This is a genomic window from Bacillus sp. CH_48 (assembly GCF_038008465.1).
GTDB lineage: Bacteria > Bacillota > Bacilli > Bacillales > Bacillaceae_G > Bacillus_A > Bacillus_A thuringiensis_S.
This window is the reverse complement of record NZ_JBBOZF010000001.1, coordinates 5,143,103-5,162,105: the sequence shown is the minus strand read 5'-3', so window position 1 is coordinate 5,162,105 and position 19,003 is coordinate 5,143,103. Positions and strand designations below refer to the sequence as shown.

The following is a 19,003-nucleotide window of genomic DNA, read 5'->3' as shown; positions in this document are numbered from 1 at the left end:
AAAAAGAATATACTAAGAGTTCCGTATAAATTATTTATTTTAATGTAGTTAAATGTGCTTGTAGATGTGAAATTAGAGAAGGAAGCTGTGTAGAGATGTTCCTACACAGCTTTTTAGGATATGAAAAAATTACCAAAAATATGTTAAAATAACATTGTCATACAACAAGGGGGATTTGTTTTATGGAAAATGGACATCTTGCTAAAGTAGATTTAACGAAAAAAATTGAATCAAAATCTAAGTACAACAAGAAACTCGAAAAATATCAAAGGCGCTTATTAGCATTACAACAAATTTTGAAAGAAGAAAAAATCGCGGTTATGCTTGTTATGGAAGGATGGGATGCGGCTGGTAAAGGTGGGGCAATTAAGCGGGTGACGGAACATCTTGACCCACGTGGGTTCCAAGTAGATCCAATTGGAGCGCCTGCACCTCATGAAAAACGTTACCATTATTTGCAACGTTTCTGGCGCAAAATTCCACAGTACGGGCAAATTACCATTTTTGATCGCTCATGGTACGGTCGTGTGTTAGTTGAGCGTGTTGAAGGTTTTGCTACAAAGGAAGAGTGGATGAGAGCATATGATGAGATTAATGATTTTGAAAAACTACTAACAGATGACCATTACATAATAGGGAAGTTCTTCTACCATATAAGTAAAGAGGAACAGTTAAAGAGATTTAACGATAGAGAGAAAAATCCTTTGAAAAGATGGAAAATTACAGATGAAGATTGGCGTAATCGTGAAAAATGGGATGAGTATGTTGAAGCGATGGAAGACATGTTTGAAAGAACAAGTAAGCCAAATGCGAAGTGGCATATTATTGAAAGTAACGATAAATTGTATGCCCGTGTGAAAACGTTAAAAATCATTATTTCATTCATAGAGGATTATTTCTTAGAACATGGTATAGAATTGCCTTCTTATTATTATGAAATGAAAGAGGATATTGAAGTTTTGCAAGATGTAGGTGTGAAGGAGTAAATAAGAAAATGGCCCTGTGAATTGGTAAAACCAAATTATGGGGCTTTTTTATTTAGAAACATTTTACAATTAACAGAATAAGGTATATAATCAATAATCATATTAACATTGTTAATATGATTATTGATTATATAATATGTGGGGGTTTTACTTTGAAGGGAAGAGATGTTGTTTTAGGTTTATTAATGGGAAAAGAAATGTCTGGTTACGATATTAAAATTGTTTTTGAAGACGTATTTACCCACTTTTTTGATGGAAGTTTTGGAATGATTTATCCAACGTTACGACAATTGGAGAATGAGGGGAAAATAAAAAAAGAGGTTGTCATGCAAGAGGGGAAACCGAATAAGAAAATGTACTTTATTACAGATGAAGGACGTGAAGAGTTTTATCAATATATGCAGACGCCTGTAGAGAAGGATGTTTTACGTTCGGATTTTTTAATGAGAATGTATTTTGGCAACTATAGTGATGATGTGACGATAAAAAAATGGATTAAAGATGAAATTGAAAGAAAAGAAGCGTACATTGCAGATCTTCGATTGAAATATGAAAAGTGGAGAGTAGGTATTACTTTCGTCGAAGAAATTTCACTAGATGTAGGTATTGCATCGTATAGTGCACAAGTAGAGACTTTGAAGAAAAAATTAGAAGAGTTAGAGGCGGAAGAAAACAATAAAACAGAAGAATGAAAAACGCGTTCACAATAAATAAAGGGGTATATAAAGATGGAACAATCAAAGGGTATTAAGATTGTCTTTTTAATGTGTCTAGGTATCTTTCTTTGTATGATTGATACGACAATTATGAATATAGCTTTACCAGCAATACAATCGAGTGTAAATACTTCATTAGAAAAGATGTCTTGGGTATTAAATGTTTATACAATGACGATTGCAGTACTTGCCATTCCGTTAGGGCGGATAGCTGATATCTTTGGAAAAGCAAAGATGTATGTTCTTGGTCTGGTGATTTTTGGTGGTGGATCGGTACTTTGCGCTTTTGCTAATACAGGTGATTTTCTTATTTTTTCTCGTTTTATACAAAGTATTGGTGCGGCGATTTTATTTCCAACAAGTATGGTAATTGGTGTATCAGCTATGCCATTAGCTAAGAGGCATGTTGCGCTTGCGATTTTAGGAGTAACACAAGGATTGTCAGCTGCTATGGGACCAGTGATAGGTGGAATTATTACGCAAAATTTAGGATGGAGATGGGTGTTCTTCGTTAATGTTCCGGTTTGTATAATAGGAATCGTGTTATGTTGCATCATGCTACAAATAAAAAATGAAGAACGTATTATCTCAAAAATAGATTGGATAGGACTACTATTAAGTAGCACAGCAATTTTTTCATTTACTCTCATATTAGTAAAAGGTAATACATGGGGATGGCAAGGTAATGTTGCTTTGTCTTGTTATGCAATTAGCACTATTTCTCTTATTCTATTTGTTTTAGTAGAACGAAAGATTCATAACCCAATGGTGAATTTAAAGTTATTTCAAGATCGAATGTTTGTCGGAGCGTCTATCGTTGTTATATTAAGTAATTTATTTTTAATTGGAGTTACTGTATTGCTTCCAACGTTCTTGACGAAACTACAAGGTCGGACGGAAATTGAAGCGGCTTTTTTAGTGACACCTATTTCAGCAATGATATTTTTAATCTCACCAGTTGCAGCAACTTTAATTAAAAAACTCGGAAAAGTAACTATTATTTTGTCAGGATTTCTTGTTATGGGGCTTTCCTACTATTGGTTGCAAATGATTGATGTTCATTCAACAAATATAGAAATTATTATTCCGTGTATGATATTAGGTGTTGGATATGGTTTAGTAGTGGGGCCAATTACAGTTTTAAGTGCTTCTTCATTTGAAGGAGAACTGTTAACTGCTTCTCAAAGTGTTGTATCAATGTTACGACAAGTTGGAATTGTATTGGCGGTTGCAATATTTGTCTCTAACTTAACTCACAATTTAACTGTAAATAAAGAAAAAGTATATCGTTATGCAGAAGAAAAGGTGCGTAATATTCATGTGAATAGTGCTGAGCAAACTGAAATTTTACAAATGACTAAAGAGAAAATAGAGAATCAAAGTTTAGAGTCGAATATAAATAAGAAACAAAATGCAATGACAATAGGATTAAGTAAAGAGAAAAAGGAAGAATTGATTCGCGACAAGACGGATGAAATATTAAGAGAAGTTCCAGTAGAATATAGAGATGTAAAAAGAGAAGAAGTTATGAGGCAAGTGACAAAAGAAGTTGAAAAACAAGAGGAAAGTATAAAGAAAGAGGTACTCACATTTTCAAATGATGTGAATCATTATGCCAAGAATCAGATGGCTATGAGTTTTACAGATTTATATAAAGCAAGTGTGCCAATTATTTTAATTTGTGCTTTCGTAAGTTTGTTGTTTTGGGAAGGGAAAGCTTTGAGTAAAAAGAGAAGGGGAAGATTAGTAGAAGAAGCGTAAAGAAAAACAGGCTATAGCAGCCTGTTTTTTTCATTGTTTCCTCCTTGCATATTGTGAATAGTAGTATTTTTAATATAGCATGGGATAAGTCGAGTATGATTAGAAAGTTTTTTAGAATGAAAGGGATGAATGGAAAATGCCATTGAATATGTAACGTTATACATAGTACATTAACAAGAGGGCTTAATTTTAAAAGGAGGATGGGGAATTGCTAGATAAGGCAGGGGCTTTAATAGATAATCATGTGTACACAGAAGAAGAGCAACAAAAACTATACAAACGAACGTTAATAATCGTCAGCATTTCACAAATGTTTGGCGGTGCAGGACTAGCTGCTGGTATTACAGTGGGAGCACTTCTTGCGCAGCAAATGCTTGGAACAGATGCATTTGCAGGATTACCAACTGCTATGTTTACATTAGGATCGGCATTAGCAGCTTTCATAGTAGGGAAGCTTTCGCAACGATATGGACGCCGGATAGGTCTTGCAACAGGGTTCATAGTAGGTGGATTTGGAGCAATTGGTGTTGTAATGGCAGCTTTAACAAATAGTATTATTCTTTTACTTATTTCTTTACTCATATATGGTGCCGGTACAGCCACGAATCTACAAGCTCGTTATGCAGGTACAGATTTAGCAGATAAGAAGCAGAGAGCAACGGCTGTTAGTATTACGATGGTAATGACGACTTTCGGTGCAGTTGCAGGACCAAATTTAGTAGGGGTAATGGGAAGTTTTGCTCATTCAATTGGAGTTCCTAAACTTGCAGGTCCGTTCATACTATCGGCAGCAGCATTTATACTGGCGGGTCTAGTTCTTTTTGTTATGCTTCGTCCAGATCCGTTAATTATTGCTAACATAATAGAAAGATATAAACAGGAACATACATATAAAGGGCAACCAGTAACAGAAGAAGCGAAAGAAAATAAACGAGGTATTACAGTTGGAGCAATCGTAATGATACTTACGCAAATAGTGATGGTTGCGATTATGACGATGACGCCAGTTCATATGGGACACCACGGTCACGGTTTAAGTGCAGTAGGACTTGTGATAGGTTTTCATGTAGGTGCAATGTATCTTCCATCTCTCGTTACAGGAATGTTAATTGATAAAATTGGCCGAACTACAATGAGTATAGCTGGTGGAGTGATTTTACTTGCAGCGGGTGTCATAGCTGCGATAGCGCCAAGTGATTCTTTATTATTATTAATCGTTGCTCTTTCTTTACTTGGGCTAGGATGGAACCTCGGATTGATAAGTGGTACAGCACAAATCGTTGATTCCACAACACCGTCTACACGTGCTAAAACACAAGGGAAAATAGATGTTTTTATTGCGCTAGCTGGAGCTTCTGGTGGAGCGATGTCAGGTATGGTAGTAGCGAATTCAAGTTATGCGGTATTGTCATTGGCTGGAGGCGTGTTAGCGTTATTACTTATTCCTGTTGTGATATGGTCTCGAAAAGGGGCAAGAAATTAAATGAAAAAGAGGTTCTAGTTACTGACTAGAGCCTCTTTTTATACACTTAAATTAAATTCCACTCTACAATAAGCCCTAAATGTGTAAGACCACCACCGAATCCGTATAGTAAAAGTGTGTCTCCATTATTTAACTTCCCTTCTTTTATAGCTAAATCTAGAGCGAGTGGAATGGTGACTGAAGAGGTATTCCCCATATATTCCACGCTCGTTAATGTTTTTTGTATTGAAATTTGAGATTTTTCGCAAATAGATTCGATCATTCGTAAGTTAGCGCTGTGGGGTATGAACCAGTCTATATCATCTACTGGCATATTTGCGGTATGTATTAAATCTTTTATGCCTTTTGGCACTGTACGTGTTGCCCATTTATATACTTCTCTTCCATTTTGAACGATTTTTTCATTTGTTTGCAGTGGTGTGCCATTCATAGTAGTAGATAAGTTTGTTCTATATAGATGAATGCCGCCATCACCGTTTGTTCCCATGTGAGCAGCGATAAAGCTTGGGGTGTCTTCATCTCTTTCTAATAAAATAGCTCCAGCACCATCACCGAATAAAATACAGGTCGTTCTATCGGTATAATCAGTAACTTTAGATAATGTCTCTGTCGCTACGACAAGTACTTTTTCATGTGATCCAGAAGTGATTAAGCTATTACCGACGTGTAGTCCATATGTAAAACCAGCACAAGTTGCATTTAAATCAAAAGCTAGTGTATGAGGTATGTTGAAGTATTGTTGTATTTGGCAAGCAACGCTAGGGAAAACGTAATCAGCAGTAGTAGTAGCGACAATGATACAGTCGACATCTTCTAAGTTTTTCTTATATGTTGTACATAAATTTTTAATTGCTTTAATGGCTAAGTTTGAGGAATATTCTTCTTCGCTAGCGATTCTTCTTTCCTTCATTCCTGTTCTTTGTACAATCCATTCATCATTCGTATGGACCATCTTTTCTAAATCGTTATTAGACAATATTTGATTTGGAACATAAGTACCAATTGCAGTAATACGAGATTTAGAATGCATAGGAACATCTCCTAATTTTTATTTTTATAACCTGATACTAATATTAGGTTATAAAAATGTCAATATAGATTTTTGATGTATTGAACGACTTAACTTACTATGAAGGAATTTAGCGAGTGTTGTAAAAATAATATACGAGAAGTTTCTAAAATTGATAATTGCTTTTGTTATTTTTATTGTGAGAAAAATTCGCAAAAAATGACGATTAAAGTAAAAATATAACGATTTTCTTTAGTGTGATATAGGTTGTTAAACCTTGTGAAAGCGAATTACTTATGCTACACTTTATGTAACTTAAAATGAACGGAGGGGCTTCCTTTGATCTTAATCAGATTACGTCTCAATACTTTGTGCCAATAATTGAATAGCGCTCAAAGGCTCTGTCTGTGTACAGAGTGAACGGGATTGGTCTGCCTATTTTAAAGGAACCCTTTATTAAGCTTATATGTGAAAAAGAGGGAGGGACGAATACGCCCTCTTTTTGTTTTGCCTTTATAAATAGAATGGGATTGTATAGGTGAACACTTATTGTGGATACGTATACGATTTTGGGACTTTTTTTACTATGAGATAGGATGAAAGCACAGCTTTCTTCTATTTCTTTGATGAACCCTTATCCGTTTACGAAAACACAGGCAGCGACCTGTGTTTTTTATTTTACGTAATCGAAATGGAGGAATAAATATATGGAAGAAGTATTACAAAGAGCAGTTTTAGTTGGAGTAAATGTAGGTAATGAAGATGATTTTGCATATTCGATGGAAGAGTTAACAAATCTTGCGGAAGCTTGTGATGTAGAGGTAATTGGGCAAGTAACGCAAAATTTACAACGAGTAAATCCGTCGCATTATATCGGAAAAGGAAAGATTGAAGAAGTAGCAGCGTATGTAAAAGAAATAGATGCGAATATGGTCATCTTTAATGATGAATTATCTCCTTCACAAATTCGAAATTTAGAAGAGGATTTAGATTGTAAGGTAATTGATCGTACCATTTTAATTTTAGATATTTTTGCGCAACGTGCGAAAACGAAAGAAGCACAGCTACAAGTAGAAGTAGCCCATCTTCAGTATATGATGCCTCGTTTAATCGGTCTTCGTGAATCGTTAGGAAGACAGAGCGGCGGCGTTGGTACGAAAAATAAAGGTGTCGGTGAGAAGAAGTTAGAGTTAGACCGTCGTAAAATTGAAGAACAAATTTCAGTTTTAAATAAAGATTTAGAAGCGCTCGTTGCCCAGCGTCAAACGCAGCGAAAGCAACGTAAGAAAACTGAAATACCTGTAGTAGCATTAGTAGGTTATACGAATGCAGGAAAGTCTACGACGATGAATGCAATGCTTGAAATTTATAATGGTACAGAAGAAAAACAAGTATTTGAAAAAGATATGTTATTTGCGACGTTAGAAACATCTGTACGAAATATTGATTTGCCAGATAATAAATCATTCTTATTAACAGATACAGTTGGATTTGTAAGTAAATTACCACATCATCTTGTGAAGGCGTTCCGTTCAACATTAGAAGAAGTAGCGGAAGCAGACTTACTTATTCATGTTGTAGATTACGCAAATCCAAATTATGAACAATTAATTGATATTACAAATGAAACGTTAAAGAAAATTGGAGTAGAAAATATTCCAACAATCTATGCCTATAACAAATCAGATATGGTGGATGTTGAAATTCCGAAAATACAAGAAGACCGCGTGTATTTATCTGCGAAGAAACATGTTGGAATTGAAGAGCTTGTAGAAATGGTTCGTTCCCATATTTATAAAGAATATACGAAATGTGAAATGTTAATTCCGTATGATCAAGGACAGGTAGTTTCGTATTTCAATAATCATGCACACGTTTTATCTACGAGTTACGAAAACGAAGGTACCAAATTAGAAATAGAATGTAAGACGAGTGATTACGAGAAGTATAAGCATTTTGCAATTTAATGTAAGAGGCAACCCAGTATGTGATTGGGTTGTCTTTTTTTGTACTGTTTTACCGCTGAAAGTTACAAGGATGCAAGCCAATGACGGGAGTTAAGTTATATTTCTGGAAAAAGAAATGAAAGCAGTATAGAATAGAAATGTTTCAAAAGTCAGAATTTATTACACCTACTGTAATAAATATATATTTTGTACAGAAAGGGGAGATTCACATATGCAGGCAGTTTCACACAAAAAAACTGTAGAAACACCGACAATATATCGAATTTTATTTGCGATTAGCTTTGGGCATTTTTTAAATGATTCGATGCAAGCAGTTGTGCCGGCGTTGTTTCCTATTTTGGAAAAAACGATGAATTTATCCTATATGCAAGTAGGGTGGATTGCGTTTGCTTTAAATATGACGTCATCGATTATGCAACCGGTGTTTGGTATGTATTCAGATAAGAAGCCATCACCATTTTTATTACCACTCGGTATGTTTTCAAGCATGCTTGGAATGATTGGACTCGCGTTTGCACCAAACTTTATTATTGTTATTATTTCTGTTTTATTTATTGGTTTAGGTTCCGCAGTTTTTCATCCAGAAGGCGCTCGTGTTGCGTATATGGCGGCAGGTGCAAAACGAGGGTTAGCGCAAGCGATTTATCAAGTTGGGGGAAACACGGGGAATTCCTTAGCTCCTATTTTTACAGCGCTAATTTTCGTTCCACTCGGTCAAATTGGTTCATTAGGTTTTACAGCATTTGCAGCAGTAGGAATTGTATTATTAATTTTCGTATCGAATTGGTACAAAAATGAATTAGCAACCGGCGCTGTAAGAAGGAAGAAGAGGGCTGCGCTTGAGGCGGAAAATGCAATTGTAAGTACACACATTAAATTCGTTATTATACTTCTTGTTTTTCTTACTTTTGTACGCTCTTGGTACGGTGCTGGTATCGGGAATTTCTATCAATTTTACTTAATAGAGCATTACGGTTTATCTATAAAAAATGCCCAGTATTTCGTATTCGCATTTATGATTGCTGGTGTGTTAGGAACTTTCTTCGGAGGACCGTTAGCAGATCGATTTGGTAAGAAAAATATCATCGTATTTTCAATGTTAGGTTCAGCGCCACTTGCACTGTTATTACCACATGTCTCACTTGTGTGGGTCGTACCGTTATTTTTATGTATCGGTTTTATTAGTTCAAGTAGTTTTAGTGTAATTGTTGTATATGCACAAGAGCTTGTACCTGGAAAAGTGGGAATGGTGTCAGGATTAATCGTAGGTCTTGCGTTTGGACTTGGAGCATTAGGTGCAGTAGTTCTTGGGAAATTAGCAGATATATATAGCCTGCAATTTATTATGCTATTATGTAGTTGTCTACCATTAATTGGACTCACTTCATGGTTACTGCCAAGTGATAAGAAAACGATAGAATAGGGGATGCGCTATGAAATTATGTGAAAACGTAACAGAATTAATAGGCGATACACCTGTCGTCCGATTATCTAAATTTATTCCGGAAGACGCAGCAGATGTGTATGTGAAACTAGAAATGTTTAATCCATCGCGCAGTGTGAAAGACCGTGCTGCTTATAATTTACTTCACGTTGCAGAAGAAAATGGTCTCATCAAACCAGGAGATACAATCATTGAACCGACAAGCGGGAATACAGGGATTGGTTTAGCGATGAATGCAGCAGCTAAAGGGTATAAAGCGATTTTAATTATGCCAGATAATATGTCAAAAGAGCGTATTAATTTATTGAAAGCATACGGAGCAGAAGTAGTTTTAACACCAGCAGAACAAAGAATGCCAGGAGCAATTGCGAAGGCGTTAGAATTGCAAAAGCAAATACCGAATAGTTTTATTCCGCAACAATTTGAAAACCCAGCTAATCCGAATATTCACCGCTATACGACTGCGCTTGAAATTTATGAACAAATGGATAGAGAGCTTGACGCCTTTGTTGCAACGGCAGGAACAGGCGGAACGATTACAGGGACTGGTGAAACGTTAAAAGAGAAATTACCAAACTTATATATTGCAGTAGTGGAACCGAAAGGATCTCCCGTTTTATCAGGTGGTGTACCAGGTCCTCATAAACTAGTAGGAACAAGCCCAGGGTTTATCCCGAAAAACTTAAATACAGAAGTGTATAACGAAATTATTCAAATTGCAGACGAAGAGGCTTTAACGACAATGAGAAACTTAGCTAGACAAGAGGGATTATTAGTTGGTCCGTCTTCTGGAGCATCTGTTTACGCTGCAATCATGATAGCGAAACGCCTAGGCGTTGGTAAAAAAGTTTTATGTATTGCGCCTGATACAGGTGAACGTTATTTGAGTATGGGGTTATTTGAATAAAAAGGATAGAAACACCTTAATAGTGAATAACTGCTATTAAGGTGTTTGTTTTATGGAATAAAGAGGGGGAGAAGAACAATGAAACTATTAAAACCAACCCATGAATATAGTGAGCATATTACAGCGTATAGACACGCGTTTTTACACTCAGGGGAACAACCACATGGAAGTAGTTCTTTACAAAACTTTGATTCTCTTGATGAATGGTTTGAAAAAGTGAGTAAACAAGAATTAGGAGAAAATTTACTAGCTAATCGAATGCCATCTAGTCAGTTTTTAAGTTTTGAAAAAGGAGAACTTATAGGTTTTGTGAATATTAGACATAGATTAAATCCAGAATTATTACGGGAAAGCGGTCATATTGGATATAGTGTCCATCCGAATAAACGTCGCCACGGTTACGCTACGAAACAACTAAAGCTTGCATTAGCTGAAGCGCAAAAATTAGGATTGCAGAAAGTATTAATAACTTGCGATAAATCCAATATCGGTTCTGCTAAAACGATTCAAAAGGTCGGCGGTGTGTTAGAAAATGAAATAGTTTCTTCTCGTACTGGTGAAGTTATTCAGCGCTTTTGGATAGAAATATGATGCAGTAGGAATTTGAAAAGGTAATGCAAGCTGTAATATCGAAATAGATAAATGGAATATAGGGGATTACTGCAATTTTAGGGGGAAATGAAATGGGATTAAAAGAGAAAGCGATAGAGATGTCAGAGATTTATAGGAAAAATCCGAAAGTAGAAGCCATTATTTTAGCGGGTTCAGTAGCTAGAAAGCTTGAAGATGAACATTCAGATATAGAATTACATATTTTATGGTCAACACCGCCGGAAGATGAGGATCGTAGGGCCCCTATTTATCATATTGATGGGAAAATATTATCGTATCATCCGTATGAGGAAGAAGAATGGTCGGAAACGTATTTAACGAAAGAGGGAATTAAATTAGAGATTAGTAACTTTTTAACAGAGACAGTAGAGAAAGTGATTTCGGATGTGGTGGATCAATATGATATAAGTTATGAAAAACAATGTATTGTATCATCCGTTCATGATGGTGTTAGTTTGTATGGAGAAGGGAAAGTGAATGAATTAAAAGAAAAAGTAGCGGCATATCCAGATGAACTAGTAAAACGGATGATTTCAGAAAATCTATGGTTAAGTAATCGTTGGCACAATCGAAAGGCGCTTTTAAAACGGAAAGATTGGCTTATGCTTTATGACGTTATTTGCGAAGTACAAAGGAACGTATTCGGTGTTTTATTTGGTTTGAATAAAATGTACGTACATCATCCAGCGTTTAAATGGATGCCTAATAATGTGGAACGAATGACTATTAAACCTGAAAAATTATATGAACGTATGGCGGACACATTAATAGGGAATCCAGAAAATAGTGTGCAGGAGTTAGAGTTGCTAATAGAAGAAGTGTTGCAACAAGTTCATACATACGCGCCAGGAGTAAATGTGGATGAGCAAGAAAAATCTATTTTTTATTTTGTGAAATAGAAAACAGTAATAAGGGGGAAGTTATGGGTTTTTTTAATAGGTTTTTTAAAAAAGTTGAAAAAGTAAATGAGCAAGAAGCCACTCTTCATGAATTAAGTGAAGAATTGTATGTTGAATCACCGGTAGAGGAAGCGACTAGTTACTGGGTATCAATGGCACAAAATATAATTGTTAATGCTGTAAAGGCGGCTGACAATGATGTGGAACGTGCTTTCGTATTATTGAATTTGAAGAAAGGTGAGGCTTCATTTGATATTTTTTATCAAATAAATGGGCAATTGTATTTCTGGGATCAGCTAGAAAATGTGACGATAAGAAATAGAATTCAGAACGAGTTGTTACCGCAAGCTCCAGAAGTTTCAAATGCAGTAAATGAGCAATTTCGTGAAGCTGATCACCCTATAATTTCGTTCGCACAATTGCAGTTTGAATGGGAAACGAAAGCCTGGTTCTCACATATAATTTGGGAAGATAACCTTGCTGCTCAATTGCCCAAAACTCAAATTTTAAATGAATGGTTTCGTGTAATTAAAGAAGAAACGAAAAATAGACCACTGGATAGTGATGCGAAATTTTCTTGGTATCCATCAAACTCTTAAAAACTAATACAGATAGAGATAGGTTATGTTTCTAGATGATTTTTCTTCTGGAATAAGTATCAATAATACGTAATTCTTTTTCTATTGCCTGTTAGAATTCGTTATGTACTAATCTACTTGTTTTCTAAACTAAAACTTATATTTCAAATTTTTAAATAGATTGTAATACATAAAAATTCAAAATATAAGTTGACACTATTTTTAATGTGTGATAAAAATGATAGTAATCAATTCGGAAAATAATATTTGGGCAATGAAAGGGTATAGTAGTGAATATCTCCCTATTTCAGAGAGCTGATGGTTGGTGTGAATCAGTATATAGATTATTCATGAAGTTCGTCCTGGAGCATCTTTCATAAATCTCGCATTATGAGGAAATGAAAGACGGTAGTTTATACCGTTATCAAATAAAGTGGTGAAGATTGTTTCACAACTAGGGTGGTACCGCGATATTTATCGTCCCTACGTATTTACGTAGGGACGTTTTTTATTTAGGTCCTAACTTTGGTGTGGCTTCATAACTAGGGTGGTACCGCGATATTTTATCGTCCCTACGTTTTTGCGTAGGGGCATTTTTATTTAGGTGGTTTCTTAGTATTCTTCACAACTAGGGTGGTACCGCGATATTTTTGTCGTCCCTACGTATTTACGTAGGGGCGTTTTTTATTATTAGGGAGGAAGTGAACGTATTAGAAAAGAGTATTGATAGAACAATATAAATACCGAATTGTAACAAAGAAAAAGAGACAGAGAGGAGATTAATAAATGAATTCACAGCAATGGACATCGAAATTAGGTTTCGTATTAGCTGCAGCAGGTTCGGCAATTGGTCTTGGGGCGATTTGGAAATTCCCATATATGGCCGGCATTGGAGGAGGCGGAGCGTTCTTCCTAATTTTCATCGGTTTCACATTATTAATTGGTTTACCGCTATTATTAGCTGAATTTGTTATTGGAAGAAGTACACAAAAAGAGGCTGTTGATGCATATAGAGAGATTGCTCCTAAAACGTTATGGCCTTGGTTAGGTAAATTAGGAATTGTAACATGTTTCATATTACTTTCTTTTTACAGTGTTGTAGGAGGCTGGATTTTATTATATTTATGGAATGCAATTACAGGTAGACTATGGGAAGGAAATGGAGCATACGAAGCTACGTTTGGTGAAATCATTTCCAATCCATATTTAGCAGTTGGATCACAGCTATTATTCATTCTTATTACTATTTTCATCGTAAGTAAAGGTGTACAAAATGGTGTTGAAAAAGTAAATAAATATTTCATGCCAGCACTATTCGTTTTATTCTTTGTATTAATCGTTCGTGCACTTACATTAGATGGTGCTGGAGAAGGAGTTCGTTTCTTCTTACAACCTGATTTCTCACATGTAACATCAGAAGTTATTTTATACGCAATGGGGCAATCGTTCTTCTCGTTATCTGTCGGGGTAGCCGTTATGGTAACGTATAGCTCGTACTTACCGAAAGAAGAAAGCTTACCACGTTCAGCATTTTCTATCGTAGCATTAACTCTTGTTATTACATTACTTGCAGGACTTGCAATTTTCCCAGTTGTGTTCGCATTCGGAATGGAACCATCTCAAGGACCAGGACTATTATTTATCGTATTGCCAGCTATTTTCAGTAAAATGGCATTCGGAAAATTATTCTTCATCGTTTTCTTATTACTATTCTTCTTCGCTACGATTACATCAGCAATTTCGATGTTAGAAATTAGTGTTGCGTCGTTAACATCAAAAGGTAAAGGGAAACGTGAAAAAATGGCCTTAATCGTAGGGTTATTAATCTTCGTTGTTGGGGTACCATCAGCATTATCATTCGGTATATTAAGTGATCTGAAGATTTTCGGAAAGACAGTCTTTGATTTAGCGGACTATGCAGTAAGTAACGTATTAATGCCACTTGGTGTATTATTAGTTTCTATCTTTGTTCCTTTAAAAATGAAGAAAGATGTATTAATGAAAGAGCTAGGTGTAAGTAAAAATAAAGGTTATAAACTATTCGTATTATGGTTATTCTTACTTCGCTTTATCGCACCAATTGCGATTATTATCGTATTCTTAAATGTACTTGGCATTATATAAAAAGAAAGGTGGCGTATCATACAAAGATACGCTACCTTTCTTTTTATTTTGCTCTTTTTTGCAATTCATTTACTGTTACGAACTGATAGCCCTTCTTAGATAAAGAATCTAAAATACCTTCAATCGTTTTTAAATTGTCATCAGACTCATCATACATAGAATGCAGTAAAATGATAGAACCTGGTTTTACATTTTTATTAACATATTTAATTTTATCAGCCGCAGATTTATAAAAAGTATCGGGCTCAAGATCCCATATAATCGTTTCAATATTATTTTTATTTAAATAATAGGGTAGTCCAATTAATTTTTTTCCGTTAGGCGGTCTAAAATCAATTTCGTCTGTAAATCCTGTTTGGCGGATTAATGAATTCGTTTTTTCTATTTCATCTTTAATAAAAGAAGGTGTTTTGAAAATCATTCTTTTATGAGAATATGTATGGTTTCCAAGCTGGTGCCCAGATTGCGCGATAGCTTCTCCTAATGATAGACTTTTCTCTAATTCATTTCCAATTAAAAAGAAAGTAGCTTTAGCGTTGTATTTATCTAGTAACGGTAATATTTGTTTTACATTGTTAGTAGGGCCATCATCAAAAGTTAAAGCGATCACTTTTTCATTTGTTTCTACGCGTTGTGTTAAATCTCCAAATAATTGAAAGCTTCTTGCGTTCATCAATTTGTATGTTCCGAATAATGCCGTGATAATAAAGAATAGTGTAACGATTGTAATGATAATTTTTTTCCTCATAACGTAACCTCACAATGATTTTTGATTCAATAAAAAGTATTATATCAAAATTAATTATTTATTGCTGAAAAAGTATGAAGATGCAAGGAGAGGGATTTTATCATATAATAAAATGCAAAAGGTATATTAGGAGGTGTTTATATGGCGATTATAATTCAATTGCCAGACACTGCAACGTCTCATGCAAAGCCAAGTATGGAAATGGCGATACTTTGCGTGAGGTAGACAAGTAATATACAATCGCCTATATGAGCTCGTATCATTTTTTATATTTGGCTTTGCACCTTATTGAAATGAACCATAAAAAATAAGGGGCGAGCAGAAATGAAATACGTAAAAGCTAATGCTGTTTTACCAGAGAGTTTAATTACTGAAATTCAAAAGTATATACAAGGTGAAACAATTTACATTCCGAAACAAGAAACGAAACATTATAAATGGGGTACACGATCTGGCGGAAGAAAACAACTAGATGAAAGAAATAAAGCAATTAAAGAAGCGTTTAAAAGTGGGATTGCTATTCATCAACTTGCAGAAGAATATTTTCTTTCTGGGGAAACGATTAAAAAGATTGTGTATTCTAAATGAGCATAAAAGAGTCTAGTTCAAATATTATTTTGAACTAGACTCTTTTTGCTTTGTATGTATTGGATATATAGGGTGTGAATGGGCATGATAATAGAAAAAATGAATCGCAATAGTATTGTATAGAAATGTGAATAGGAATAAAAACGTTATATTTCATATTACAGAAAGGTGAACACATATGAATCATCTTGGACAGATAACGATAGAACTTTTTGTTGGTTTTTTTGTTTTATTAATTGCTACTAAAATATTAGGGAAAACACAAATATCACAGCTAACCCCTTTTGATTTTATTTCTGCGATTGTAATCGGAGAACTAGTTGGAAACACTGTATATGATCCTGAGGTGAGAGTATGGTCTATTTTATACGCTGTGTTTGTATGGGTAATATTAATTTACGCAATAGAAGTAATAACACAAAAATTTAGAAGGACAAGAAAGTTCTTTGAAGGATACCCTTCTATTATCATTCGTAATGGGCATATTGATAGAGAACAATTAAAATCAAATCATTTGGACATTAACCAATTACAACAAATGTTAAGACAACAAAAAGATATATTTTCAATCCGAGAAGTTGAATATATGATATTGGAGCCTAACGGAAACATAAGCGTTCTGAAAAAAAGTAAATACGAATCTCCTACTATAAATGATTTAAGTTTAAAACATAAGCCTGTATACTTACCAATTTCATTAATTAGTGATGGAAAAGTAGTTAAGGATAATTTGAGGGAAGCGGGATTTGATGAAGGATGGCTTTATAAACAAATAAAGCAAAAAGGAATTACTAAATTTGAAGACGTATTATATGCGGAATGGAAAACAGATGATGGCTTCTTTTGTCAGGAAATGCAGCGGTAGAGAATAAGTGATATATGTAATGTTTGTTTCTAAGTTATCTTTTACATATCAAAAAACGTAATCATTGTATACAATAAAACTAGATCAACAATTTGTATGGAGTGATAAAGATGGAAGCGTTTATTAGAAGTGATCAATATAATTTTATAAAATCACAAGCTTATATTTTAGCAAATGGGCATGCAACGGCAAATGATAGAGGTGTTATTCAAGCGTTAAAATCGCTTGCGATTGAAAAGATAATACATGTATTTGAGAATTTAACGGATGAACAGAAAGATTTAATTGATACGGTATTAACAGTTCAAAATAGAGAAGATGCAGAATCATTTTTAATGAAAATAAATCCGTATGTAATTCCGTTTCAAGAAGTTACAGCACAAACATTAAAAAAGTTATTTCCTAAGGCGAAAAAGTTAAAACTTCCTGATATGGAAGAAATGGATATGAAAGAAATATCTTATTTAAGCTGGATTGATAAGGGATCAAGCAGGAAATTTATTATAGCGAAAAATGATAAAAATAAATTTGTTGGTCTGCAAGGAACGTTCCAAAGTTTAAATAAAAAAAGCATTTGTTCATTATGTCATGGGCATGAAGAAGTAGGAATGTTTTTAGTTGAAATTAAAGGTGATGTACCAGGAACTTTCGTTAAAAAGGGAAACTACATTTGCAAAGATGGTGTAGCTTGCAATCTGAATATGAAATCGCTAGATAAATTGAACGATTTTATTGACCGCTTGAAGAAATAACGAGAAAACCTCTAGTATTTAAACTGGAGGTTTTTATTTTTTGAAGAAGTAAAATAAGCTTTCTTTGTAAATGTAGATTTATAATGAAATTTGATAAAAATATCTATTATGATACAGTTGCTTATATGCAAGGAGGTAAAACATGGATTACATTTTACCGAAAGAAAAATTGAAGCGATGGTCAAAAGATACGATAGCGGCGGGGCGTGGTCATACTGTTGGTCTTAAATCGGATGGCACGGTAGTAGCGGTGGGCCGGAGTAAAGAAGGAGAATGCAATGTATGTGGCTGGCGAGATATTGAAGCAGTTGCAGCAGGCAATGTTCATATGGCGACGAACACAGGTAATGCTCACACAATCGGTCTTACATGTGACAATACTGCGATAGCAGTGGGTTGGAATAAGCATGAACAATGTGATGTAAACGATTGGCATAATATTGTAGCGGTTGCGGCAGGGTGGCGTCGTACTATTGGCCTTAAATCGGATGGCACGGTAGTAGCGGTGGGCCGAAATAAAGAAGGAGAATGCAATGTAAGCAGTTGGCAAGGTATTGTGGCAGTCACAGCGGGTGACTGGCATACAGTCGGTCTTAAATTGGACGGCACATTGACGACTGTGGGAAATAATCGATATGGTCAATGCAATGTAAGTAGCTGGCGAGGTATTGTATCGGTCAAGGCTGGGTATCTTCATACTGTTGGTCTTAAACGAGACGGTACGGTGACAGCAGTGGGGAATGATAAACATAACCAGTGTGATGTGAGTGGCTGGATAGATATTGTAGCAATAGCGGCTGGTACGAATCATACAATCGGACTAAAATTAGACGGTACCGTGGTGGGCGTGGGCTGGAATGAGTATGGTCAATGTAACGTAAGCGATTGGCGCGATATTGTAGCGATAGCGGCTGGTTGTGCACATACAGTCGGACTAAAATCAGACGGCACGGTGGTCGCGGTAGGTAATAATGAATTTGGCCAATGTGATGTAGGTAGCTGGCGCGACATTCGGTCGCCTGGCAAATAGTCAATTTACAATAAATGATTAGTAATATTATTCTATTTTAGGAGTAATTATGGAATAGGATATGTAGAAAATAATTAAACTTAAATCTGCTGAATAAGAATTTCTTTTAAAAAGGGATTCTTATTATTTTTCGTAAAATGAGGGTCTAAATGGAATTTTTGAACAAACTTTCTTTCAAAATTACAGTAGAAGATATAAATAAAGTATAGAGGAGATAAAGGAATGCTTAAAAGGTTTTTACTTTCTTTACCGGATGTTTTACTTATATGTATCGTTCTCTACATAACGTACACAAATTCTTTTAGTTTTGGACAGATGTTAGTAATTTCAATTGCAATCGGAATTATTGGTGGTCTTGCTATTAGAATTTGTAAGGATGTATTCATGTATATAAGGTGGACAATTAAACAAAGAAAAACTTGAATATGTTTAATTGTTATTAGGAGGGAATGAAATGACTAAGAAAAAGAATAGAGTGAAAAACGAGATAGTACTTTGGTCACTAACAGCAATTGTTCTGTTAATTGTATGGTA

The 19,003-nt window shown here is 34.9% G+C and carries 18 protein-coding genes and 1 other annotated feature; of the genes, 16 read left to right on the top strand and 2 right to left on the bottom strand.

Annotation, left to right across the window (positions count from 1 at the left end; genetic code table 11):
• Positions 1 to 182: 182 nt before the first annotated feature.
• From N2V92_RS25980 to N2V92_RS25965, 4 genes are all read left to right on the top strand, one after another.
• The gene (locus N2V92_RS25980) at positions 183 to 986 is read left to right on the top strand and encodes a polyphosphate kinase 2 family protein (protein WP_000427314.1); all 804 of its coding nucleotides are present in this window, start codon (positions 183 to 185) and stop codon (positions 984 to 986) included.
• Positions 987 to 1,138: 152 nt separating this feature from the next.
• Positions 1,139 to 1,678, top strand: coding sequence for a PadR family transcriptional regulator (locus N2V92_RS25975; protein ID WP_000678344.1), 540 nt, complete (start codon positions 1,139 to 1,141; stop codon positions 1,676 to 1,678).
• A 36-nt stretch (positions 1,679 to 1,714) separates the two neighbouring features.
• Positions 1,715 to 3,463 carry an MFS transporter gene (locus N2V92_RS25970; RefSeq protein WP_000438125.1) on the top strand — a complete coding sequence of 583 codons (1,749 nt, stop codon included), beginning with the start codon at positions 1,715 to 1,717 and terminating at the stop codon, positions 3,461 to 3,463.
• A gap of 208 nt (positions 3,464 to 3,671) precedes the next feature.
• On the top strand, positions 3,672 to 4,946 hold the full coding sequence (locus tag N2V92_RS25965; protein WP_000884518.1) for an MFS transporter: 1,275 nt from the start codon (positions 3,672 to 3,674) through the stop codon (positions 4,944 to 4,946).
• 46 nt (positions 4,947 to 4,992) lie between these two features.
• On the opposite strand, the gene N2V92_RS25960 is transcribed toward N2V92_RS25965, so the two are convergent.
• On the bottom strand, positions 4,993 to 5,976 hold the full coding sequence (locus N2V92_RS25960) for a ketoacyl-ACP synthase III (RefSeq protein ID WP_000555770.1): 984 nt from the start codon (positions 5,974 to 5,976) through the stop codon (positions 4,993 to 4,995).
• 686 nt (positions 5,977 to 6,662) lie between these two features.
• On the opposite strand from N2V92_RS25960, the gene hflX reads away from it, so the two are divergent.
• From hflX to N2V92_RS25925, 7 genes are all read left to right on the top strand, one after another.
• Positions 6,663 to 7,922 carry a GTPase HflX gene (gene hflX, locus N2V92_RS25955; protein ID WP_044797936.1) on the top strand — a complete coding sequence of 420 codons (1,260 nt, stop codon included), beginning with the start codon at positions 6,663 to 6,665 and terminating at the stop codon, positions 7,920 to 7,922.
• Positions 7,923 to 8,133: 211 nt separating this feature from the next.
• Entirely contained in the window at positions 8,134 to 9,345 is a 1,212-nt protein-coding gene (locus N2V92_RS25950; protein WP_001149399.1) for an MFS transporter, read from the top strand.
• Positions 9,346 to 9,355: 10 nt separating this feature from the next.
• Complete coding sequence (cysK, locus tag N2V92_RS25945; RefSeq protein ID WP_000762276.1) at positions 9,356 to 10,273, top strand: cysteine synthase A; 918 nt, start codon at positions 9,356 to 9,358, stop codon at positions 10,271 to 10,273.
• Positions 10,274 to 10,351: 78 nt separating this feature from the next.
• Positions 10,352 to 10,864, top strand: a complete 513-nt coding sequence (locus N2V92_RS25940) for a GNAT family N-acetyltransferase (RefSeq protein ID WP_000771300.1) — start codon at positions 10,352 to 10,354, stop codon at positions 10,862 to 10,864.
• Between the two features lie 92 nt (positions 10,865 to 10,956).
• Positions 10,957 to 11,784, top strand: coding sequence for a DUF4037 domain-containing protein (locus tag N2V92_RS25935; protein ID WP_000523177.1), 828 nt, complete (start codon positions 10,957 to 10,959; stop codon positions 11,782 to 11,784).
• A gap of 23 nt (positions 11,785 to 11,807) precedes the next feature.
• The gene (locus N2V92_RS25930) at positions 11,808 to 12,383 is read left to right on the top strand and encodes a hypothetical protein (RefSeq protein WP_000505549.1); all 576 of its coding nucleotides are present in this window, start codon (positions 11,808 to 11,810) and stop codon (positions 12,381 to 12,383) included.
• 244 nt (positions 12,384 to 12,627) lie between these two features.
• Positions 12,628 to 12,850: a binding site (T-box leader), on the top strand.
• 298 nt (positions 12,851 to 13,148) lie between these two features.
• The gene (locus N2V92_RS25925) at positions 13,149 to 14,486 is read left to right on the top strand and encodes a sodium-dependent transporter (RefSeq protein WP_001088185.1); all 1,338 of its coding nucleotides are present in this window, start codon (positions 13,149 to 13,151) and stop codon (positions 14,484 to 14,486) included.
• Positions 14,487 to 14,529: 43 nt separating this feature from the next.
• Here the strand turns inward: N2V92_RS25925 and N2V92_RS25920 are convergent, their stop codons facing one another.
• The gene (locus N2V92_RS25920; RefSeq protein ID WP_001227581.1) at positions 14,530 to 15,234 is read right to left on the bottom strand and encodes a polysaccharide deacetylase family protein; all 705 of its coding nucleotides are present in this window, start codon (positions 15,232 to 15,234) and stop codon (positions 14,530 to 14,532) included.
• A 324-nt stretch (positions 15,235 to 15,558) separates the two neighbouring features.
• Between N2V92_RS25920 and N2V92_RS25915 the strand changes: the two genes are divergently transcribed.
• The 5 genes from N2V92_RS25915 to N2V92_RS25895 all read left to right on the top strand — a co-directional run bounded on the left by N2V92_RS25915 (position 15,559) and on the right by N2V92_RS25895 (position 18,892).
• Positions 15,559 to 15,822: a CD3324 family protein gene (locus N2V92_RS25915; RefSeq protein WP_000878325.1), complete on the top strand. Its 264-nt coding sequence runs from the start codon at positions 15,559 to 15,561 to the stop codon at positions 15,820 to 15,822.
• Positions 15,823 to 16,000: 178 nt separating this feature from the next.
• Positions 16,001 to 16,687 carry a DUF421 domain-containing protein gene (locus tag N2V92_RS25910; RefSeq protein WP_001015968.1) on the top strand — a complete coding sequence of 229 codons (687 nt, stop codon included), beginning with the start codon at positions 16,001 to 16,003 and terminating at the stop codon, positions 16,685 to 16,687.
• Positions 16,688 to 16,797: 110 nt separating this feature from the next.
• On the top strand, positions 16,798 to 17,439 hold the full coding sequence (locus N2V92_RS25905) for a FusB/FusC family EF-G-binding protein (protein ID WP_016077873.1): 642 nt from the start codon (positions 16,798 to 16,800) through the stop codon (positions 17,437 to 17,439).
• 142 nt (positions 17,440 to 17,581) lie between these two features.
• Positions 17,582 to 18,469, top strand: a complete 888-nt coding sequence (locus N2V92_RS25900) for an RCC1 domain-containing protein (protein WP_016077872.1) — start codon at positions 17,582 to 17,584, stop codon at positions 18,467 to 18,469.
• A 222-nt stretch (positions 18,470 to 18,691) separates the two neighbouring features.
• Positions 18,692 to 18,892 carry a hypothetical protein gene (locus N2V92_RS25895; RefSeq protein ID WP_000919318.1) on the top strand — a complete coding sequence of 67 codons (201 nt, stop codon included), beginning with the start codon at positions 18,692 to 18,694 and terminating at the stop codon, positions 18,890 to 18,892.
• Positions 18,893 to 19,003: the final 111 nt, after the last annotated feature.

Coding starts and splice junctions, on each gene's coding strand:
- N2V92_RS25980 (WP_000427314.1), top strand. CDS start 183: ATGGAAAATGGACATCTTGCTAAAGTAGATTTAACGAAAAAAATTGAA.
- N2V92_RS25970 (WP_000438125.1), top strand. CDS start 1,715: ATGGAACAATCAAAGGGTATTAAGATTGTCTTTTTAATGTGTCTAGGT.
- N2V92_RS25960 (WP_000555770.1), bottom strand. CDS start 5,976: ATGCATTCTAAATCTCGTATTACTGCAATTGGTACTTATGTTCCAAAT.
- hflX (WP_044797936.1), top strand. CDS start 6,663: ATGGAAGAAGTATTACAAAGAGCAGTTTTAGTTGGAGTAAATGTAGGT.
- N2V92_RS25950 (WP_001149399.1), top strand. CDS start 8,134: ATGCAGGCAGTTTCACACAAAAAAACTGTAGAAACACCGACAATATAT.
- cysK (WP_000762276.1), top strand. CDS start 9,356: ATGAAATTATGTGAAAACGTAACAGAATTAATAGGCGATACACCTGTC.
- N2V92_RS25940 (WP_000771300.1), top strand. CDS start 10,352: ATGAAACTATTAAAACCAACCCATGAATATAGTGAGCATATTACAGCG.
- N2V92_RS25935 (WP_000523177.1), top strand. CDS start 10,957: ATGGGATTAAAAGAGAAAGCGATAGAGATGTCAGAGATTTATAGGAAA.
- N2V92_RS25930 (WP_000505549.1), top strand. CDS start 11,808: ATGGGTTTTTTTAATAGGTTTTTTAAAAAAGTTGAAAAAGTAAATGAG.
- N2V92_RS25925 (WP_001088185.1), top strand. CDS start 13,149: ATGAATTCACAGCAATGGACATCGAAATTAGGTTTCGTATTAGCTGCA.
- N2V92_RS25920 (WP_001227581.1), bottom strand. CDS start 15,234: ATGAGGAAAAAAATTATCATTACAATCGTTACACTATTCTTTATTATC.
- N2V92_RS25915 (WP_000878325.1), top strand. CDS start 15,559: ATGAAATACGTAAAAGCTAATGCTGTTTTACCAGAGAGTTTAATTACT.
- N2V92_RS25910 (WP_001015968.1), top strand. CDS start 16,001: ATGAATCATCTTGGACAGATAACGATAGAACTTTTTGTTGGTTTTTTT.
- N2V92_RS25905 (WP_016077873.1), top strand. CDS start 16,798: ATGGAAGCGTTTATTAGAAGTGATCAATATAATTTTATAAAATCACAA.
- N2V92_RS25900 (WP_016077872.1), top strand. CDS start 17,582: ATGGATTACATTTTACCGAAAGAAAAATTGAAGCGATGGTCAAAAGAT.
- N2V92_RS25895 (WP_000919318.1), top strand. CDS start 18,692: ATGCTTAAAAGGTTTTTACTTTCTTTACCGGATGTTTTACTTATATGT.